The sequence below is a fragment of the Bacteroides mediterraneensis genome (genome assembly GCF_025993685.1).
GTDB lineage: Bacteria > Bacteroidota > Bacteroidia > Bacteroidales > Bacteroidaceae > Phocaeicola > Phocaeicola mediterraneensis_A.
The window spans coordinates 1,246,574-1,264,740 of sequence record NZ_DAJPEN010000001.1 but is presented as its reverse complement, the minus strand read 5'-3'; the positions used below and the strand labels follow the sequence as shown (position 1 = coordinate 1,264,740).

Genomic DNA, 18,167 nt, shown 5'->3' with positions numbered 1-18,167 from the left:
AGGCCGGCATGCTGTAATCTCTCTCCCTCAGACATGAGTCCGTCTTGAAAACTATTTATTTTTTTGACTCTTCCAGAGATACCTTTCTAAATTCTTTCAAAACTTTTTCCAACTCCAAGGATGCCTTGCGGGCACGAGTTCCTGCAGCTTTGTTACCTTTTTCTGCCTGCAATTCAGCATCAGCTACCAAAGCAGCATTCAATTCTTTGATTTTTGCAATTAATTCGTTCATAATTCTGACTATGATTTTTGATTAAACATATTCAAAGTAAATACAAATCCCTCAATGTGATACTTTTACGAACTCTTTTTTTGCAAATTTTAATAGAAAAAAATCCACTTTGCGTATTTATACAGACTTTATGGACAGTTTTATGACAAATCGTGTTTCCGAGGTCACCCGGAAGCGATTATCCACCCGTTCATTGACCAGCCACACCACACGTTCCCCGTCGCATACCACCAGCTGGCACTCCTTGTCGAAACGGGAGAACTTTTTGTCGCGCAAATAGTTACGCACCGACTTGAAGCCCTTCATGCCGAAGGGTATGAACTTGTCGCCCGACCGCCATTTCCGCAAGGTCAGTTCGCCCTGCACAGCCGCCGCATCCACGTACACCACCTTATTATTATCCCGCGGCACCGCAAACGGAGGCTCCACCTCCATCCGTTCCTGCCGCAGTTCCGGCAAGCATTCCGTTTCCGCTCCTGCCGGACGGCGCACCAGCCGGTCACGGTCTACCAGCAATGTCCACTCCCGGCTATGGAACATCCGGCCCGGCTCCCCGTGCAACGCCCGAAACACATCGTCCACCTGCGCCGCATTGAAGCCCATCGGATGCAGCAGTTCGAACAGCAGGTTCTTCGCCCCCGGTTCGCGGCACAAGGCCGGAATGTCGATGGTCTCCCCGTCGGGCATCACCCGCCGCCGGGCCTCTTCCAGGGCCTTGTGATACACCACTGCCACGTCGGACAGGCGCCGGGCCGTCTCGGCAATTGTCTCGCTGACCGAAGGGTTAAGGGTTTCCAGCAACGGAATGACGTGCAGCCGGAGCTTGTTGCGCATGAACTCGTCCTGCAGGTTCGTGCTGTCGGTCACATAATCCTGTCCCAGCGCAGAAAGATAGTCCACTATCTCCGCCCGGCTCACGCACAAGAGCGGACGCACCACCTCGCCGTTCACGGGACGGATGCCCTGCAAGCCGTCAATGCCCGTGCCCCGCACCAGGTTGAGCAGGAACGTCTCCACACTGTCGTCGCGGTGATGGGCCACTGCCACCACCTTCGCCCCGCAGGCCCGGAGCCGTTCGGCAAACCAGCCGTAACGCAGTTCCCGCGCCGCCATCTCGATGGATATGCCCCGCGAAGCCGCATACGCCTTCGTATCGAAGTGCGTCACCTGCAACGGTACCCCCAGCCTTCCGGTCAGGTCGCGCACAAACCGCTCGTCGCGCACCGACTCCTCCCCGCGGAGGTGAAAGTTACAATGAGCCGCCTCGCACGCATACCCCAGCTGGAGCAACACCCGCAGCAATGCCACCGAGTCGGCCCCGCCGCTCAGCGCCACCAGCACCTTGTCGCCCCGGCCAAACAAGTGCTTCTCTTCGATAAACTGACTGACTTTCCTTGCAAACATGTTGCAAACATAGGGATAAAATGCGAAAAACGCTCCCCTGGAGATTGTAATTTAAAAACGGTCTAAATAACTTGCGAGAAAGAAAGCAATGCCGTATCTTTGCAAATGAAATAAAAACGATGCAAACAACATGAAACTTTCGGAATTGAAAACAGGTGAGAAAGGCGTCATTATCAAGGTCCTCGGACACGGAGGATTCCGGCGCCGCATCATCGAAATGGGGTTCATCAAGGGAAAGACCGTAGAAGTGGTGCTCAACGCCCCGCTCAAAGACCCCATCAAATATAAAATCATGGGCTATGAAGTCTCCCTCCGCCGGCAGGAAGCCGACATGATTGAAATTGTCAGCGAAGAGGAAGCCCGGCGCACGATGGAGACCGACACCTACCATGAGCCCATCTCACAAGGCATCCCCGTGAGCGACGAGGTGATGCGCAACATCGCACAAGGAAAACGACGCACCATCAACGTGGCGCTGGTGGGCAACCCCAACTGCGGAAAAACCTCGCTCTTCAACGTGGCCTCGGGCGGACACGAGCACGTGGGCAACTACAGCGGCGTGACCGTGGATGCGAAGGAAGGCTTCTTCGACTTCCAAGGCTATCACTTCCGCCTCATCGACCTGCCGGGCACATACTCTCTCTCGGCCTACAGTCCGGAAGAGCTCTACGTGCGCAAGCACATCATCGAGGAGACCCCGGATGTGATTATCAACGTGGTGGATGCAGGCAACCTGGAACGCAACCTCTACCTCACCACCCAGCTCATCGACATGAACGTGCGCATGGTCATCGCCCTCAACATGTACGATGCCTTGCAGCACAGCGGCAACCAGCTGAACTACCACAAGCTGAGCGAACTGCTGGGCGTGCCCATCGTGCCGACCATCAGCCGCACGGGCGAAGGCATCGACAACCTGTTCCACGTGATTATCGGCCTGTATGAAGGCATCGACTTCATGGGACAGAAAGACGAAATCAAGAACGAAATCCTCCGCGAGTTCCGCGAATGGCACGATGCCTACGTGCCCGACCACAAATACAAAGGAGCGGAAGACAACTTCACGGCCAAAGGCTTCATCCGCCACATCCACATCAACCACGGACCGGAAATCGAACGGAGCATCGACGCCGTGAAGAAGGAAATCAGCAAGAACGAGAACATCCGCCACAAATACTCCACCCGTTTCCTGGCCATCAAGCTGCTGGAAAACGACAAGGACATCGAGACGCGCGTCATCGCCCCGCTGCCCAACGGCAAGGAGATTCTGGCGGCCCGCGACAAGGAGGCGGAGCGCCTGCGACAGCTGGGCAACGACGACAGCGAGCAGTGCATCGCCGATGCCAAGTATGGTTTCATCTCGGGTGCCCTGAAGGAGACCTTCACGCAGACCAACCACGACACGGAGACCTTCACGCGGGTGGTGGACAGCATCGTGACCAACCGCTTCTGGGGCTACCCCATCTTCTTCATCTTCCTGTACATCATGTTCGAGGGTACCTTCGTGCTGGGTGAATACCCGCAGCGACTCATCGAATGGCTGGTCGCCCTCATCGGACAAGGAGCCGAAAAATTCCTCAGTCCGGGCCCGCTGAAAGACATGATTGTGGACGGCATCATCGGCGGTGTGGGAGGCGTCATCGTGTTCCTGCCCAACATCCTGCTGCTCTACTTCTTCATCTCGTTCATGGAAGACTCCGGCTACATGGCCCGTGCCGCCTTCATCATGGATAAAATCATGCACAAGATGGGACTCCACGGCAAGTCGTTCATCCCCCTCATCATGGGCTTCGGCTGCAACGTGCCGGCCATCATGACGTCGCGCATCATCGAGAGCCGCAAGGCCCGGCTGGTCACCATGCTGGTGAACCCGCTCATGTCGTGCAGTGCCCGTCTGCCCATCTATCTGGTGCTGATTGGGGCCTTCTTCCCGGGCAAGGCCAGCCTCATCCTGCTGTCCATCTACGCCATCGGCATCCTGCTGGCCGTACTCATGGCCCGCATCTTCACCAAGTTCCTGGTGAAAGGTGACGACACGCCCTTCGTGATGGAACTCCCGCCCTACCGCATGCCGACGGCCAAGGTCGTGCTGCGCCACACGTGGGAGAAAGGAAAGCAATACCTCAAAAAGATGGGCGGCATCATCATGGTGGCTTCCATCATCATCTGGTTCCTGGGTTACTATCCGAACCACGATGCTTACGCCACACAAGCCGAACAGCAGGAGAACTCCTACATCGGCCAGCTGGGAAAGGCCATCGAGCCGGTCATCGAGCCGCTGGGATTCGACTGGAAGATGGGCATCGGTATCCTGTCGGGCGTAGGCGCCAAGGAACTGATTGTAAGTACACTGAGCGTGCTCTACACCAACGACGGCGACATCGACTCGGTGAACCTCTCCGAGCGTATTCCCATCACACCGCTCGTGGCCTACTGCTACATGCTGTTCGTGCTGATTTATTTCCCGTGCATCGCCACCCTGGCCGCCATCCATCAGGAGTCGCGCAGCTGGAAATGGCCCGTCTTTGCCGCGGCCTACACTACCGTGCTGGCCTGGATTGTCGCCTTTGCGGTGCACCAGATAGGAAGTTTGTTCATTTAACCCTAAAAACCTACCCCTTATGAGTATGCAAGACCTTTTCGTATATATCATCGTAGCCGGCTGCGTGCTTTGGAGCGGCCGGCACTTCTTCCGTCAGGTCATCCGGCGGAAAGGACAGGCCGGCGGATGCGGTTGCACCGGTTGCAGCGGATGTACCGGATGCAGCGGATGTACCGGATGCGCCCTGCACAAGGATTTGGACAGCCTGAAAAAACGCACTTGCGCTTCCGATAAAACGCTTTGACGTTTCAGGTAAAACGCACTTGCGTTTCAAACAAAACTCCCTTACGTTTTCCATCAAACGTAAGGGAGTTTTTTATGCATCAAAATCAAACTGATTTACAACGAGTTACAAATCGCGGAAAATCCTTTTACTCCCGGCTCACCACCTCCACGCGGCTCAGTGTATGGTTCACCCGCTCCACGTGAATCTGCGTGGCAATCCGTTCGCGCAGAGCCTCCACGTGACTGATGATGCCCACCTTCTTGCCGCCAATCTGGTGCAGCCTTTCGAGCGACTCCATCACCGTGTTCAGGTAGTCGCTGTCCAGCGTGCCGAACCCCTCGTCGATGAAAAGCACATCCACCGACAGACTCTTCCGGTTGAGCGACGACAGTCCCAAGGCCAGCGCCAGCGACACCAGAAAACTCTCTCCACCCGAAATGGTGGAAGTGGGACGCTTCACCCCACCCTGGTACTCGTCGCGCAACAGGATGGTCAGTCCCCCCGGCGGACACTCCATCCGGTAGCGGTCGGTCAGGCGGCTCAGGTAATGGTTGGCCCCGGCCAGCAACTGGCGGAGCACATAACTCTGGGCGATGTTGCGGAACTTCTTCCCGTCGGCACTGCCGAAGAGGGCAGCCACTCCCGCCCAACTGTCCACTTCCTTCTGCTTGGCCTCTATCTGCTCCTTGAGTTTCCGGATGCGCTGCAAGCCCTCTTCCTGATGCGCCAAAACCTGCGCAATGGCCCCCAGACGGGACACCTTCGCCGTCAGCGCTTCCTCCCGGCGGGCCATCGTTTCTTCCACGACCTCCGGCGTCACCGCCTCCCTATTCTGCGGACGCTGCGCCCGATGCCCCTCCAGTTCGCGGGCCACCCGCTCTTTTTCCGCCCGGCACGCAGCCAGTTCGTTGTCCAGTTTCTGCAAGGTACGGCGGGCCGTCTGCACTTTCTCCACCTCCAGCCCCACCAGCTTCTCCAGGTATTCGCCCGAGATTTCCGGATGGGCCGCCAGGAAGGCTTCTACGCCCGCCCTCTTTTCTTCCGCCAGCTTGCGGGAAGTCTGCAAAGCCTGACAGACGGAAAGCACCGCCGCGTGCAAGGCATTCCACCGGGCCGGAAGCCCCTCGGGACACGGACCGTCGGGCACCGCCTCCCCGTCTGTCTCATTCCAGGCCGGACACACCGTCCAGATGGACAGCCGTATCTCCTCCACCTGATTCTGCTGCCCCGTGAGCGACTCCACCTGATGCGCAAGTCTTTCCTTCTCTTTCTGCCGTTCCGCATAACGGGCCACTTCCTCCTGCAAGCGGGTGATGAACTCCTCCCGGCCGGTCTGCCAGTCAGCTTTCCAGGGAACAAAAGTCACCAGCACCTCCCCTTTCTCCATACACTGGGAAACGGTGAGCCGCTCCCGCGCGAGGGCTTCCTCCAGCATACGGAGTTCCGCTTCCAAGCGGGACACGGCCTTGTCGGCCTCCTCCACCTTCCGGTGCCACTGCTCCCGGTCGGCGGTCAGCGCCTCGCGTGCCTTGGTCAGCCCGTTCAACCGCTGCTGCAGTTCCTCGGCCTGCTGCCACTGGGCATCCAGCCGGGCACAAACCTCCTGCTGTGCCTGTAACGCCTGTTCCACCTGCGCCATCCCGTCGGCTGTCTCCGTCACCGCGGCCACCAGTGGCTGCTGCTTCACCGCCGCCTCCGCCTGCCGGAAAGCCACTTCTGCCGCCGTTTCCTTCTTCGCTTCCATGGCTTCCTGCCGCGTCAGGGCACGCACCTCTGCCTCGGCCCGGGCCAAGGCCGCCAGAGCCTCTTCCGTCCGGCGGGCCTTTTCCGCCAGCAAGACACGTACCGGCTCCAGCAACGACACAAAGTGAGCCTCATTCTCCAGGTCCTCCTCCACCGGACGGCCACAGACCGGACACACATCGCCTTTCGACAGCTGGGCACGTGCCTCCCGCGCCCAGTCCGTACACGCCATCTGCTGCTTGTCGTACACCTGCTGCACTTCCTCCTTTTCCCTGCGGTACGCCTCGGCCTGTGCTTTCAGTTCCTCCACCGCCTGCTGCTGCCGACGGCCCTCGTCCTGCAAAGCCTTCCGGTTCTGCTGCACCTCCAGCCAGGCCTTTTCCTTCTCCATCCGGAGCGCCAGTGCCTCCCGCAACGCCTTCCAGTCGCCCAACCGAGTATCGGCTGCCTGCTTCTCCCGCCGGAGCTTCTCCGGCTGCAAGGCCTCCAGCTGCGTGCGGCAAGCCGTGACTTCCGCCTGTTTCTTTTCTTCTATCTTCCGGGCTTCCTCATACGCCGCCGCAGCCTTCTGACGTGCCTCGGCCATCTTCCGTTGCTCCGCTCCCTTGCGGTCCTGTTCCTTCCGGTAATCCTCCGTCACCTGAAGCGACCGCCGAATCTGGTCGGACAAGGCCGTGAGCGACTGTGCCGCCTCGTACACCGGCACTTTTTCCTGCACCCCGGCGAGGAAGTCCTCACACGCCGCCAGTTCCTTCCGGCTGCGGTCGCGCACCCGCTCCAGCCGGACATATTCCCCGTTCAGGGCATGATATTTCTGGGCCAGCCGGGCCAGCTCCTCTTCCGACGTGCGAATGCGCTGCTGCAAAGTCGCCTGCTCGATCCACTGGAAACGCACGTCGGCCGTACGGTCCCAATCTTCCAACAACGCCTTGTTGCGCCTGTAGCCTTCCGACTCCACCCGTTCCGTCACGGCCTGGAGCGCCTTTCCGGCCTCCTCCTGTGCCAGTACCAGCTTTTGCTCGTCGGTCATCCATTTCCGCAAATCCTGCCATTGCTTCAGTTCCTTGCGGAGTGCCGTGGTCTCTGCCGTCACCTGCGTCTGTTCCGCCTGCAACGCCGCCAGCTCTTCGTCGCCCAACAGCACGATGCCGCCCGTCTGTGCCTTCAGTTCCTGCAACTCGGCCTCTTTTTCGGTCTTCATCACATAAATTTCCCGGCTGATGCGCGAATAGATTTCCGTGCCCGTGAGTTTCTCCAGGATGTTCGATTTCTCTTCCTCCTTGCTCTTGAGGAACTTGGTGAACTCTCCCTGCGCCAGCAGCGTGGTCCGGCAGAACTGCTCGAAGGTGAGGCCGATGCGCCGTTCAATCTCCGCCCGCGTCTCCGTCGACTTGTTGGTGAGCGGGGTACCGTCCTGCAAGGAAAGGGTCCACACCACTTTCTGGATTTTTCCACCCGCCTTGTTGCGCGCCCTTGCCACGCTCCACACCGCCCGCAGGGCCTCCCCCGCGGCATCCGTGAACCACAGTTCCACCTGCGCCGACACACTGTCGCGCCGCATCAGCATGCGGGAATCGTCGATGCTCACGCCTTCCGTCTGCCCCGAGAAACTGTCATTCTCGTCCTGATAGCGTTCGTTGGCCGCCTGTTTCAGACGGGGCGTGGTGTTGTAGAGGGCCAAGCACACCGCATCCAGCAGCGTGGACTTGCCCGCTCCCGTCGGTCCGCAAATCAGGAAGATGGAATCCTCGCCCAACGGCCCGTGTGCAAAGTCGATGCACGCCTTTTCGATGGAAGCAATATTTTCGATAATGAGTTTCTGTAATTTCATGCGTTCTTATTCCTCTTCTTGGGTCTGCACCCGTTTCACTGCTTCTTCCAGCAGGTCGAGCATTTCCGGCGAAATGTCGCGCTGGAACTTGTCGCGATAATAGATGGCGGCCACCTGCGACGGAGAGAAGGTCTGCAAGCGGTCCACGTCGAGTTCCGTCGTGTCCTCGGTCGGTTCCGCCGTCTCCCGTTCCCACTTGTAACGGCAGAAACGGCACTGCTTGCCGCGGGTCAGTTCGTAGGCCCGCTCCATGCAATAGGCCGGAGGCACGTCCTGAATACGGACATGCAGCTGCACGTACAGCTTTTCTTCGTCGGGAAGGGCCTGCAAGACCGCCAAAGCCTCTTCCAGGGGGACGGCCTGCGCGGGCAGCACCTTCAAGGGCCAGAGGTTCCGCACAGGACACATACGCACTTCGGGTACGGCGCCGTGTGAGGCCAGTTCCACCACGCTCACGGAATGTCCGTAACTCTCGTCGAAGCTGACGGGCAGCGGAGAACCGCAATAGCGGGCCCGTCCGCCGGGCAAAGTCTGCGGAAAATGAATGTGTCCCAGGGCCAGGTAATCATACCCCTCGCCCATCAGACGGATGTCGGTGTAGTCCATGCCGCCGCGTCCGTCATCCTGTCCGGTAATGTCGCTTCCCGTCACGGCCAGATGGGCCATCAGCACCACCGGCAGTCGGGCCGCGTTCCGCTCCGCCACCCGGTCGAGCAAAGTCTGGATAAAGAAGCGCTGCCGGTCTTCGCGCGGCACCTCCTCGTCCAAAGACGGGAAGTTCTGCGGATAGACATGAGGCAGGGCCACCACATAGCCCCTCAGTTCCCCGTTTCCGTCCTTTACCTCCACGAGGTGACGCTCCAGGTCCACCTCGCCCGCCTCGTTGCGGCAGATGGAGCCGACCACGGTCACTCCGGCATACTTCCACAGGTTACGGCTGATTTCCAGCTTGGAACTGCTGTCGTGGTTGCCCGCCGTAATGACAATCTGCATCGACGGACACGTCTCGTGCAAGGCCACCAGGGCATCGGTATACAACCGCTGGGCAGAGGCCGAAGGGCTGCAGTAATGAAACACGTCGCCCGACACGAGCAACGCGTCGGGCTGTTCTGCGGCTACCCGGTCGCGCAGCTGCCGGAGGAAATCCCGTTGTTCCTCACTCCGGTCATAATCGAACAGCTGCTGCCCCAGGTGCCAGTCACTGGTATGTATGATTTTCATCCGGCTTACAACGTTTTAGGGGGATAAAGAGTGTTCCACCACGTCGGGTCATCCTGCAACCATTTGGCAAACCACGCAAAGATGGTGTTCTGCCACTGGATACGCTTCTGATAGTCCAGAATGTGATGGTCTTGTCCGTCCACTACCACCAGGGCCGTTTCCCGTCCCAGCAGTTTCAGGGCCGTGAACATCTGGATGCTTTCGCCCACCGGCACATTGGTATCTGCCGAACCGTGGAGGAAGAGCAGCGGGGTGTGTACCTTGTCGGCATTGAACAGCGGACTGTGGCCGACAAAGAGTTCCGGATTCTGCCACGGGTAACTGTTAGCACCCGATACCTCGCTGTAGGAATAGCCCCAATAGCCTTCGCCCCAGTAGCTGGTGTGGTCGCTGATGCCGGCATGCGAGATGGCAGCGGCAAACAAATCGGTCTTCGTCTGGAGGTACTGGGTCATGAAACCGCCGTAGGAAGCACCGATACATCCAATCTTCTTGCCGTTGACAAACGGATGGGCTTCCACAAACTTGCGGGTGCCTTCGATGATGTCGTCGGCCACATAGTCGCCGAAGGTGTTCACGTGGCGGGCAGAGAACTCCTGGCCGAAGCCGGTGGCTCCGCTCGGTTCCACCACATAGACCACATAGCCCAAGGCCGCATACGCATGGTGCGGATAACGGCTGCCGAAGTTCCGGCTGGTAGGACTGCATCCGCCGTAGTAGTTCACAATCATCGGGTATTTCTTGTCCGAGTCAAAATGAGGCGGCAGGTAGTAGCGTCCGCAGATGGTATCGCCCCGCGAATTGACAAAATCCCAGGCCTTGCATTCGCCCAGCAGCACGTCCTTCAGTTCCCCGTGCAAATCTTCTTCCAGCTTCGAGGCATCCTTCTTCAAATCGACCACATACAGGCGGTGCGCATTGGAGGCACTTTCCCCGTAGAACGACAGGGAAGACGCCTGCTCGGCCACGGAGAATTCCAGCACCATTTCTTCGGGCACATTCACCTTTTCGATGTGCTTCTTTGCCGGGTTCAGACGGAACAGGGAGATGCAGTCGCGGTCTTCCGCATTGAAGTAGACACAGTTGTCGGCCGCCGACCACACCGCCTGCATCACGTTCGGGTTGAACGTCTTGGTGAGCGGTTCAATCTGCTTGCTCTGCAGGTCCATCAGGTAAAGCTGGATGTCAATCATGCTCGGGGTCTGCCCTTCCTTCACGTTCTTGCCGATCCCTCCCAGACACTCCGGCGAACCGGCCAGCAGCGCCTGACGGCCGTCGGGCGAGAAGAGGGCGTTGATCAGGAAACCGTCGTCTTTCACCAGCTCTTCCACCTGCAAGGTCTGCACGTCCATCTTGTAAAGCGAGAACAAGGTGGTCGGACGCTTGCCCATGCGGTGGTTGGAAGCCATCATCAGCACATACCGCCCGTCGGACGAGATATCCGTGGCCCACACGTTCTTGTAGCCGAAGGTCAGCGGCTGGCAGACCCCCGTCTTCACGTCGAAACGCGCCAGATAGGTACGGTTGCGCCATCCCGGCTGACGGTCATCGGGGTCGATGAACTCATAGATTTCCTTCTTCTCTTCCGGACCTTTCTGCACCAGGGTAAACAGCAGGTAGTCTTCGGTGGGCGCTACCCGGAAACTACCTTCCGGCAGGTGGCTCACCCACACTTCCTCCTGTCCGGAGACAGGGTCCACCGTCACCAGTTCCCGTCCGGATACGCCCTGACGTACATAATAATACTTAGCGGAACGCGGCATCCAGTGCAGCGTCTCTTCCCGCGTAGCCAGCACCTTGCCGGTCTTCAGTTCCTTGACCTTGGTCTGCGAGGTAGTCTTTCCGCCTTCCTTCGTCACCGTATACGAAGTAATCAGGTATTTCCCGTCGGCTGAAAGCTCGGTGCCTGTGATACGGGTGCCGTGGAGCACATCGGCCAGGGTGAACAGACGCCCCTGTTCGGTACGGAGACTGAACACCCCGTCCTGCTTGGCATCTAGGCTCACTTTCGGCACACTCTGTTCGCCCGGCACGGAAAGGTATTTGATGACCACCTGATGGGTAGCCGGATCCAGCGACAGCGAAGTGTCTTCCACCCGCTTGCCGTCCACATACACCTGATAGTGGGAAGCCCCCTCCACCTTCAGCGACACCTGGCCGTAGTGCGTGTTCTCCAGCACGAAGCCCATGAGATGCAGGGCATAGTCGGACGAAGGTGTCAGCTGTCCGGCCTGCTTCACTTCCGCTCCGTCGAGCAGGGAAAACGACACCGGCGTGTCCAGCAGTGATTCCACCTTCCACGGTTTGGAATTAACGTCCACACTGTCAACCTGATAGGGTTGCATCAAGGTATAGGGACCTGCGTACTTGAACGAGGTCACCTCAATATTCTCGGCATTCACCAGCATGGCTCCGCAAAGAGAACATGCTATAAAAAGTTGCTTTTTCATCTCTTTTTTTCAGTTTATTGCCACAAACATAATCAAAAATCATCATTTTTTGTGTATGTTTGTAAAACATCTCACGAAACCGTTATGAAAAAAAAGTGTAGTTTATACTTTCTTTCCCTGCTGATGCTGGCAGGATGCAGTTCGGTGCCCCTCACCGGACGCAAACAGCTGTTGCTGGTTTCCGACCAGGAAGTACTGTCTTCCAGCCTGACCCAGTATAACAACTATATCAAGACTGCCCAGAAATCGACCAACGCGGCCCAGACGGCCATGGTGGTCCGGGTAGGGAAAAACATCGCCGCGGCCACGGAGCAATACCTGCGCAACCACGGAATGGCGGCAGATATCCAGGAATTCTCCTGGGAGTTCAACCTGGTGAAGAGCGACGAAGTGAATGCGTTCTGCATGCCGGGCGGGAAGATTGTGGTGTACGAAGGTCTGATGAAGCTGGTCTCCTCGGACGATGAACTGGCCGTGGTGCTGGGACACGAGGTGGCTCATGCGGTGGCCAAGCACAGCAACGAACGCATCAGCCAGCAGATGCTGACACAGTATGGTGCCCAACTGCTGGGACAGAGCCTTTCGGGCAAAAGCCAGATGATACAGAACGTGGCCAGTACGGTGTACGGCATCGGCTCGCAATATGGGGTCACCCTCCCCTTCTCGCGCAAGCACGAGTCGGAGGCAGACTACATGGGACTGGTGCTGATGACCATGGCGGGCTACAATCCCGACAAGGCGGTCACGTTCTGGCAGAAGATGTCGGCCAGCTCGGGCGGGAAAGTACCCGAATTCATGAGTACACACCCCAGCGACGCCCGCCGCATCAGCGACATCCAGAAAGAACTTCCGGCCATCAAGGCCCAGTACGGGAATAAAAAGTAACACCAAACCACATATCAGCCATGAAAAGAATTGTCATCGCACTTTTAGGCGTATCGCTGCTGGCCGGCGGATGCGGTACCACCCAGCCTGAACACACAGGAGCCATCGTAGGCGGTGCAGCCATCGGAAGCAACGTGGGAGGCGCCATCGGAGGACTGGTGGGCGACTCCCGTCACGGATGGAGGGGAAGCTACAGAGGCTCTGCCATCGGAAGCATCATCGGTACCCTGGCCGGAGCGGCCATCGGGGGTGCACTCACTGCCCCCAAGTCGCGTGAGGCGGAAGGCAATCCCCAAGGCTATCCGGCAGAACGCCCCGTGGAAGAGGTATACACCGAACCCTACAACAACTCGTCGGCCCTGTCGGCCCTATACATCCGCAACCTGCGGTTCATCGACGACAGCCGCGACCATATTCTGAACGGTGGAGAGAACAGTAAAATCATTTTTGAAATCATGAACGAAGGCAGCGAAACGGCTTACAACGTGATTCCCAGCGTGACGGAAATCAGCGGGACCAAACAGATACACATTTCGCCCTCCATCTTGGTGGAACAGATTCTGCCGGGCAACGGAGTGAAATATACGGCTACCGTGAGTGTGGGCAAGCGTGTGAAGAACGGCACGGCCACCTTCCGCATTGCGGTGACCGACACCCGCGGACAAATCTACGACCGCCAGGAATTTACCTTGGAGACGGCACGCTGACCTCCTTTCCCAACCAATCATCTGAATTAGACCACAATGGAAAAAGAACAATCGTTATGTAAAGAAAAGACACATGTGGAACTGAGCGAACCCAAGCACTACAAGGTGGTGTTCCACAACGACGACTTCACCACCATGGACTTCGTGGTGAAGGTACTCCAACTCGTGTTTTTCAAATCGCAGCTGCAGGCCGAGGACCTGACCATGAAAATTCATCTGGAAGGCTCGGCCACGGCAGGCATCTATTCTTATGACATCGCGCAGTCCAAGGCGCAGAAAACCACACAAATGGCCCGCGAGGAAGGATTTCCCCTGCGACTGACTGTAGAACCTGAAGACAATTAAACTGTAAAAAACCAATGAGTCACATCAAAAAATCTGTATATGTAGACAAAGCGCTGTCGTTTGCCCAGGGATTGGCATTCCGTTACCGCCATGAGTTTATCACCCCGGAACACATTCTCAGCGCGCTCTTTAACCAAGACCCTTTTGTGGAAGCTGTAGAAGAATGTTTCTGTCACATCCCCGTGCTGGAAGAAGAAGTAGACGAGTACCTGGCCCAGAAAATGGAACAGGTGCCGGAAGATGCAAACTACGAACTGCAGTTCTCGGTACAATCGAACCTGCTGTTCCAGAATGCATACGGTTTTGTGGAATCGTCGGGTTCCGAGGTGCTCGACGTACCCCATCTGGTGCAGGCCATATTGCTGTTGCCCGACTCATGGGCATGCTTCTTCCTGAAAAAACACCTGAAAGAACGGATTCCGGACTTTATCAGCCAGCTGGTAGTCATCTATGGAGATGACCTCAGCCTGGAGGAAAACGAAACGGAAGACGCGCGTGGTCCCTGGAAGAACTTCCTCACATGCCTGAACGATCAGCTGGACACCCACAACCCGCTGATTGGCCGGGAAAAGGAACTGGAGCGGACCATCGAGGTGCTGTGCCGGAAAGAAAAGAACAACCCGCTGCACATCGGCGAACCGGGAGTAGGAAAAACGGCTCTGGCCTACGGGCTGGCGGCCCGCATAGAAGCCGGCGAAGTGCCTGAACGCCTGCGGGGCAGCCATATTTATGAGCTGGATTTGGGAAGCCTGCTGGCTGGTACGCAATACCGGGGCGACTTCGAGCAACGCCTGAAAAGTGTCATGAAGAGCCTCAGCGCGGAAAAGAAAGCCATTCTGTATATCGACGAGATACACAACCTCATCGGAGCCGGACAAATCGGCGAAGGTTCGATGGATGCGTCGAACATGCTGAAACCGTACCTGGAACAGGGTGATATCCGCTTCATCGGATCTACTACCTACGAGGAATACAACCGGTACTTCTCGCGCAGCAAAGGCATGGTGCGCCGCTTCCAGCAGATTGACATCCAAGAGCCAAGCATCGACGAAGCTGTCCGCATCGTGGAGGGACTGAAGGAAAAATACGAAACGTATCACCACGTGACCTACGAACCGGGAGTCATCGAATATGCCGTCAAGGCCAGCGACCGCTACATCAGCGACCGCTTCCTGCCCGACAAAGCCATCGACCTGATTGACGAGGCCGGGGCCTACCGGGAAATCCATCCCACGGACGAAGGAGCACAGACGGTTGACAAGAAACTGATTACGGAGGTGTTGTCGCACACCTGCAAGATTGATGCGAATGCGTTCAAGGAGGAAGACAACGCTTCGCTGGAAGCCCTTTACGACCACATCGCCGGACAGATTTACGGACAGGACGAGGCCATCAAGCAGGTGGTGGAAGCCGTGCAGATGGCCAAGGCGGGACTGCTGGACGAGCACAAGCCGCTGGCCAGCCTGCTGTTTGTCGGCCCTACGGGAGTGGGCAAGACAGAGGTGGCCAAGGTACTGGCTTCGGAACTAGGTATCTCGCTGGTGCGTTTCGACATGAGCGAATACATGGAGAAGCATACCATCGCCAAACTGATTGGTTCGCCGGCCGGATACATCGGCTACGAGGACGGGGGATTGCTGACGGATGCCATCCGGAAAACGCCCAACTGTGTGCTGTTGCTGGATGAAATCGAGAAGGCACACTCCGACATCTTCAACATCCTGTTGCAGGTGATGGACTATGCGGTGCTGACGGATAACAAGGGGCGGAAGTCTGACTGCCGCCACCTGATTCTCATCATGACCTCGAACGCGGGGGCACAGTATGCGCACCAGGCGTCCATCGGCTTCAACAGCCAGGTGACCACAGGACAGGCCATGCTCCGCCAGGTGAAGAAAACCTTCAAACCGGAATTTCTGAACCGTCTGTCGGCAACCGTGGTCTTCCACGACATGAGCCGGGAAATGGCCATACAGATACTCGACAAGAAACTGCGCCAGCTGGACGAAAAGCTGGAACGTCGCAACGTCCGTCTGCATCTGACGCCCGAAGCCCACGAATGGCTGCTGAAGGAAGGCTTCAACCCGGAATACGGGGCCCGGGAAATGGACCGCGCCATTGCAGGCCATCTGAAGCCGCTGCTGATGCGGGAAATCCTCTTCGGCTCGCTGAAACAGGGAGGCGACGTCACGGTCACCGTAGCAAACAACCAACTGAGTATTCTCTCATAATCTGCACACCATGGTTTTCCAACTGACTAAAAAACTGGCTTTCCCCGACCCGCACTGGGGAGACCCCGACGGCTTGCTGGCCATCGGGGGCGACTTGTCGGTCGACCGCCTTATCCTGGCCTATTCCAACGGCATCTTCCCCTGGTATGCGTTCCGCCGGAAAGTCATCCAGTGGTGGTGCCCCTTGCAGCGTTTCGTCATCTTCCCGGGCGAGATTCACATCTCCCACTCCATGCGCACGCTGATGCATAAAAACACTTACAGGGTAACCTTCAACCAGGCATTCGAAGAAGTGATACGGAACTGTTCGAAGCTCCGCATCGACGAGGAAGGAGCCTGGCTGGGCGAGGAAATGATTGAGGCTTACATCCGCCTGTACGAGCAGAATCTGGCGGCCAGCGTGGAAGTGTGGGAAGGCGACAAGCTGGTCGGGGGACTGTATGGCGTGACCCTCGGCACGTGTTTCTTCGGCGAGAGCATGTTCTCGCTCGTGCCCAGTGCCTCCAAGCTGGCCCTAATCCGGCTGGCCCAACTGCTGCATGCCCACGGAGGCACCCTCATCGACTGCCAGTTTGAAACGCCCCACCTCAAGTCGATGGGCGGGCGTTACATCAGTTACGAGGAATACATGCAATACCTGAGAGCAGAATAAAGTCCATAAAAAAAGTCCGGTTCCCTTGCGAGAACCGGACTTTTTTATGAATGACTGTAAATAGCATCTTATTAATAAGCGCGGGCAAACAGCACACGACGTGCAGAAGGTTTGCCGGTCAGCATATCCACACCCGGAGTCAGGCTTTCTTCGTCGGCTTCGAAAGGCAGACAGCGGATAGTAGCCTTGGTTTCTTCCTTGATGCGGTCTTCCGTTTCCGGTGTACCGTCCCAGTGAGCCAGGATGAATCCACCCTTCTCAATCTGTTCCTTGAATTCTTCGTAAGTATCCACCTTGTAGATGTGTTCGTTGCGGTACTTCAACGCCTTCTGGTAGATGTTCTGCTGGATTTCTTCCAACAGGTTCTTTACGTATTCTTCGATGCCTTCGCAAGAACGGGTTTCCTTTTCCAGGGTATCACGACGCATGATTTCCATTGTGTTGTTTTCCAGGTCGCGGCCACCCATTACCAGACGTACAGGTACACCCTTCAGTTCATAGTCGGCAAACTTGAATCCCGGACGCTTGTTGTCGGCATTGTCGTATTTCACGGAGATGCCCATGCTGCGGAGCTTGTTGACGATGCCTTCCACCTTGGCGTCAATCTGCTTCAGCTGTTCGTCGTTCTTGTAGATAGGCACTACCACTACCTGAATCGGAGCCAAGTGCGGCGGAAGTACCAGACCGTTGTCGTCAGAGTGGGTCATGATTAAGGCACCCATCAAGCGGGTAGATACACCCCAAGAAGTAGCCCATACATAATCCAGCTTGTTGTTCTTGTCGACGAACTGCACGTTGAAGGCCTTGGCAAAGTTCTGTCCCAGGAAATGAGACGTACCACACTGCAAAGCCTTTCCGTCCTGCATCAGTCCCTCGATAGTATACGTATCCAAGGCACCGGCAAAACGTTCGTTGGCTGATTTCACACCCTTGATGACCGGTACGGCCATGTATTTTTCAGCGAAATCACCGTACACGTGCAACATCTTCTGTGCTTCAGCCTCTGCTTCTTCACGAGTGGCATGTGCCGTGTGACCTTCCTGCCACAAGAATTCAGCCGTACGCAGGAACAGACGGGTACGCATTTCCCAACGAACTACGTTTGCCCACTGGTTGCACAGGATAGGCAGGTCGCGGTAAGAGTTAATCCAGTTCTTATAGGTACTCCAGATGATGGTTTCCGAGGTCGGACGGATAATCAGCTCCTCTTCCAGCTTGGCTGCCGGATCTACAATCACACCCGAACCGTCTTCCGCATTTTTCAGACGATAATGTGTCACCACCGCACATTCCTTGGCGAAACCTTCCACGTGTTCTGCCTCACGGCTCAGGTAAGATTTCGGAATCAACAGCGGGAAATAGGCATTCACATGTCCTGTAGCCTTGAACATATCGTCCAGGATGCGCTGCATCTTTTCCCAGATGGCATATCCGTAAGGCTTGATTACCATACAGCCACGCACCGGAGACTGTTCAGCCAAGTCGGCCTTTACCACCAAATCATTATACCATTGTGAATAGTTCTCACTTCTTTTGGTAAGTTCTTTTAATTCTTTTGCCATAACTTTATGTAGTTATTTTATTTTTAATATCGATTGAGACCGCAAAATTAGTAAAAAAGATTCGTTTGCTCCTGAT

At 56.8% G+C, this 18,167-nt stretch carries 13 protein-coding genes; 7 read left to right on the top strand and 6 right to left on the bottom strand.

Annotated elements, in window-relative coordinates; genetic code table 11:
• Positions 1 to 55: 55 nt before the first annotated feature.
• Positions 56 to 232, bottom strand: a complete 177-nt coding sequence (locus tag OIM59_RS05010; protein ID WP_007561922.1) for a histone H1 — start codon at positions 230 to 232, stop codon at positions 56 to 58.
• Positions 233 to 349: 117 nt separating this feature from the next.
• On the bottom strand, positions 350 to 1,636 hold the full coding sequence (tilS, locus tag OIM59_RS05005; protein ID WP_303895474.1) for a tRNA lysidine(34) synthetase TilS: 1,287 nt from the start codon (positions 1,634 to 1,636) through the stop codon (positions 350 to 352).
• A 130-nt stretch (positions 1,637 to 1,766) separates the two neighbouring features.
• Here tilS and feoB point away from each other — a divergent pair, with 130 nt between their 5' ends.
• Both feoB and OIM59_RS04995 read left to right on the top strand, forming a co-directional pair.
• Entirely contained in the window at positions 1,767 to 4,238 is a 2,472-nt protein-coding gene (gene feoB / locus OIM59_RS05000) for a ferrous iron transport protein B (RefSeq protein ID WP_299169499.1), read from the top strand.
• A 19-nt stretch (positions 4,239 to 4,257) separates the two neighbouring features.
• On the top strand, positions 4,258 to 4,482 hold the full coding sequence (locus tag OIM59_RS04995) for a hypothetical protein (protein ID WP_299169502.1): 225 nt from the start codon (positions 4,258 to 4,260) through the stop codon (positions 4,480 to 4,482).
• A 127-nt stretch (positions 4,483 to 4,609) separates the two neighbouring features.
• Here the strand turns inward: OIM59_RS04995 and OIM59_RS04990 are convergent, their stop codons facing one another.
• The 3 genes from OIM59_RS04990 to OIM59_RS04980 are packed head-to-tail and all read right to left on the bottom strand — an operon-like array spanning position 4,610 to position 11,709.
• Positions 4,610 to 8,038: an AAA family ATPase gene (locus OIM59_RS04990; RefSeq protein WP_303895473.1), complete on the bottom strand. Its 3,429-nt coding sequence runs from the start codon at positions 8,036 to 8,038 to the stop codon at positions 4,610 to 4,612.
• A gap of 6 nt (positions 8,039 to 8,044) precedes the next feature.
• The gene (locus OIM59_RS04985; RefSeq protein WP_299169507.1) at positions 8,045 to 9,259 is read right to left on the bottom strand and encodes an exonuclease SbcCD subunit D C-terminal domain-containing protein; all 1,215 of its coding nucleotides are present in this window, start codon (positions 9,257 to 9,259) and stop codon (positions 8,045 to 8,047) included.
• Between the two features lie 5 nt (positions 9,260 to 9,264).
• Positions 9,265 to 11,709, bottom strand: coding sequence for a prolyl oligopeptidase family serine peptidase (locus OIM59_RS04980; RefSeq protein ID WP_303895471.1), 2,445 nt, complete (start codon positions 11,707 to 11,709; stop codon positions 9,265 to 9,267).
• 84 nt (positions 11,710 to 11,793) lie between these two features.
• Here OIM59_RS04980 and OIM59_RS04975 point away from each other — a divergent pair, with 84 nt between their 5' ends.
• From OIM59_RS04975 to aat, 5 genes are read left to right on the top strand one after another with little or no spacing between them, the layout of a single operon-like run.
• A complete protein-coding gene (locus tag OIM59_RS04975; protein ID WP_299169514.1) occupies positions 11,794 to 12,594 on the top strand; it encodes a M48 family metallopeptidase in 801 nt (266 codons plus the stop codon).
• Positions 12,595 to 12,614: 20 nt separating this feature from the next.
• The gene (locus OIM59_RS04970; RefSeq protein WP_303895470.1) at positions 12,615 to 13,301 is read left to right on the top strand and encodes a glycine zipper family protein; all 687 of its coding nucleotides are present in this window, start codon (positions 12,615 to 12,617) and stop codon (positions 13,299 to 13,301) included.
• A 36-nt stretch (positions 13,302 to 13,337) separates the two neighbouring features.
• Positions 13,338 to 13,646 (top strand): ATP-dependent Clp protease adaptor ClpS, encoded by a 309-nt coding sequence (locus OIM59_RS04965; RefSeq protein WP_072542258.1) that lies wholly within the window; start codon positions 13,338 to 13,340, stop codon positions 13,644 to 13,646.
• Between the two features lie 14 nt (positions 13,647 to 13,660).
• Positions 13,661 to 15,877: an AAA family ATPase gene (locus OIM59_RS04960; protein WP_299169523.1), complete on the top strand. Its 2,217-nt coding sequence runs from the start codon at positions 13,661 to 13,663 to the stop codon at positions 15,875 to 15,877.
• Positions 15,878 to 15,887: 10 nt separating this feature from the next.
• Positions 15,888 to 16,529, top strand: coding sequence for a leucyl/phenylalanyl-tRNA--protein transferase (aat, locus tag OIM59_RS04955; protein WP_288352488.1), 642 nt, complete (start codon positions 15,888 to 15,890; stop codon positions 16,527 to 16,529).
• Positions 16,530 to 16,600: 71 nt separating this feature from the next.
• Here aat and proS read toward each other — a convergent pair whose 3' ends face one another.
• Positions 16,601 to 18,091, bottom strand: coding sequence for a proline--tRNA ligase (gene proS, locus OIM59_RS04950; RefSeq protein WP_022353111.1), 1,491 nt, complete (start codon positions 18,089 to 18,091; stop codon positions 16,601 to 16,603).
• Positions 18,092 to 18,167 lie beyond the last annotated feature (76 nt).

Bases quoted from the DNA above. Each gene is read 5' to 3' on its own strand.
- OIM59_RS05010 (WP_007561922.1), bottom strand. From the start codon at position 232: ATGAACGAATTAATTGCAAAAATCAAAGAATTGAATGCTGCTTTGGTA.
- tilS (WP_303895474.1), bottom strand. From the start codon at position 1,636: ATGTTTGCAAGGAAAGTCAGTCAGTTTATCGAAGAGAAGCACTTGTTT.
- feoB (WP_299169499.1), top strand. From the start codon at position 1,767: ATGAAACTTTCGGAATTGAAAACAGGTGAGAAAGGCGTCATTATCAAG.
- OIM59_RS04995 (WP_299169502.1), top strand. From the start codon at position 4,258: ATGAGTATGCAAGACCTTTTCGTATATATCATCGTAGCCGGCTGCGTG.
- OIM59_RS04990 (WP_303895473.1), bottom strand. From the start codon at position 8,038: ATGAAATTACAGAAACTCATTATCGAAAATATTGCTTCCATCGAAAAG.
- OIM59_RS04985 (WP_299169507.1), bottom strand. From the start codon at position 9,259: ATGAAAATCATACATACCAGTGACTGGCACCTGGGGCAGCAGCTGTTC.
- OIM59_RS04980 (WP_303895471.1), bottom strand. From the start codon at position 11,709: ATGAAAAAGCAACTTTTTATAGCATGTTCTCTTTGCGGAGCCATGCTG.
- OIM59_RS04975 (WP_299169514.1), top strand. From the start codon at position 11,794: ATGAAAAAAAAGTGTAGTTTATACTTTCTTTCCCTGCTGATGCTGGCA.
- OIM59_RS04970 (WP_303895470.1), top strand. From the start codon at position 12,615: ATGAAAAGAATTGTCATCGCACTTTTAGGCGTATCGCTGCTGGCCGGC.
- OIM59_RS04965 (WP_072542258.1), top strand. From the start codon at position 13,338: ATGGAAAAAGAACAATCGTTATGTAAAGAAAAGACACATGTGGAACTG.
- OIM59_RS04960 (WP_299169523.1), top strand. From the start codon at position 13,661: ATGAGTCACATCAAAAAATCTGTATATGTAGACAAAGCGCTGTCGTTT.
- aat (WP_288352488.1), top strand. From the start codon at position 15,888: ATGGTTTTCCAACTGACTAAAAAACTGGCTTTCCCCGACCCGCACTGG.
- proS (WP_022353111.1), bottom strand. From the start codon at position 18,091: ATGGCAAAAGAATTAAAAGAACTTACCAAAAGAAGTGAGAACTATTCA.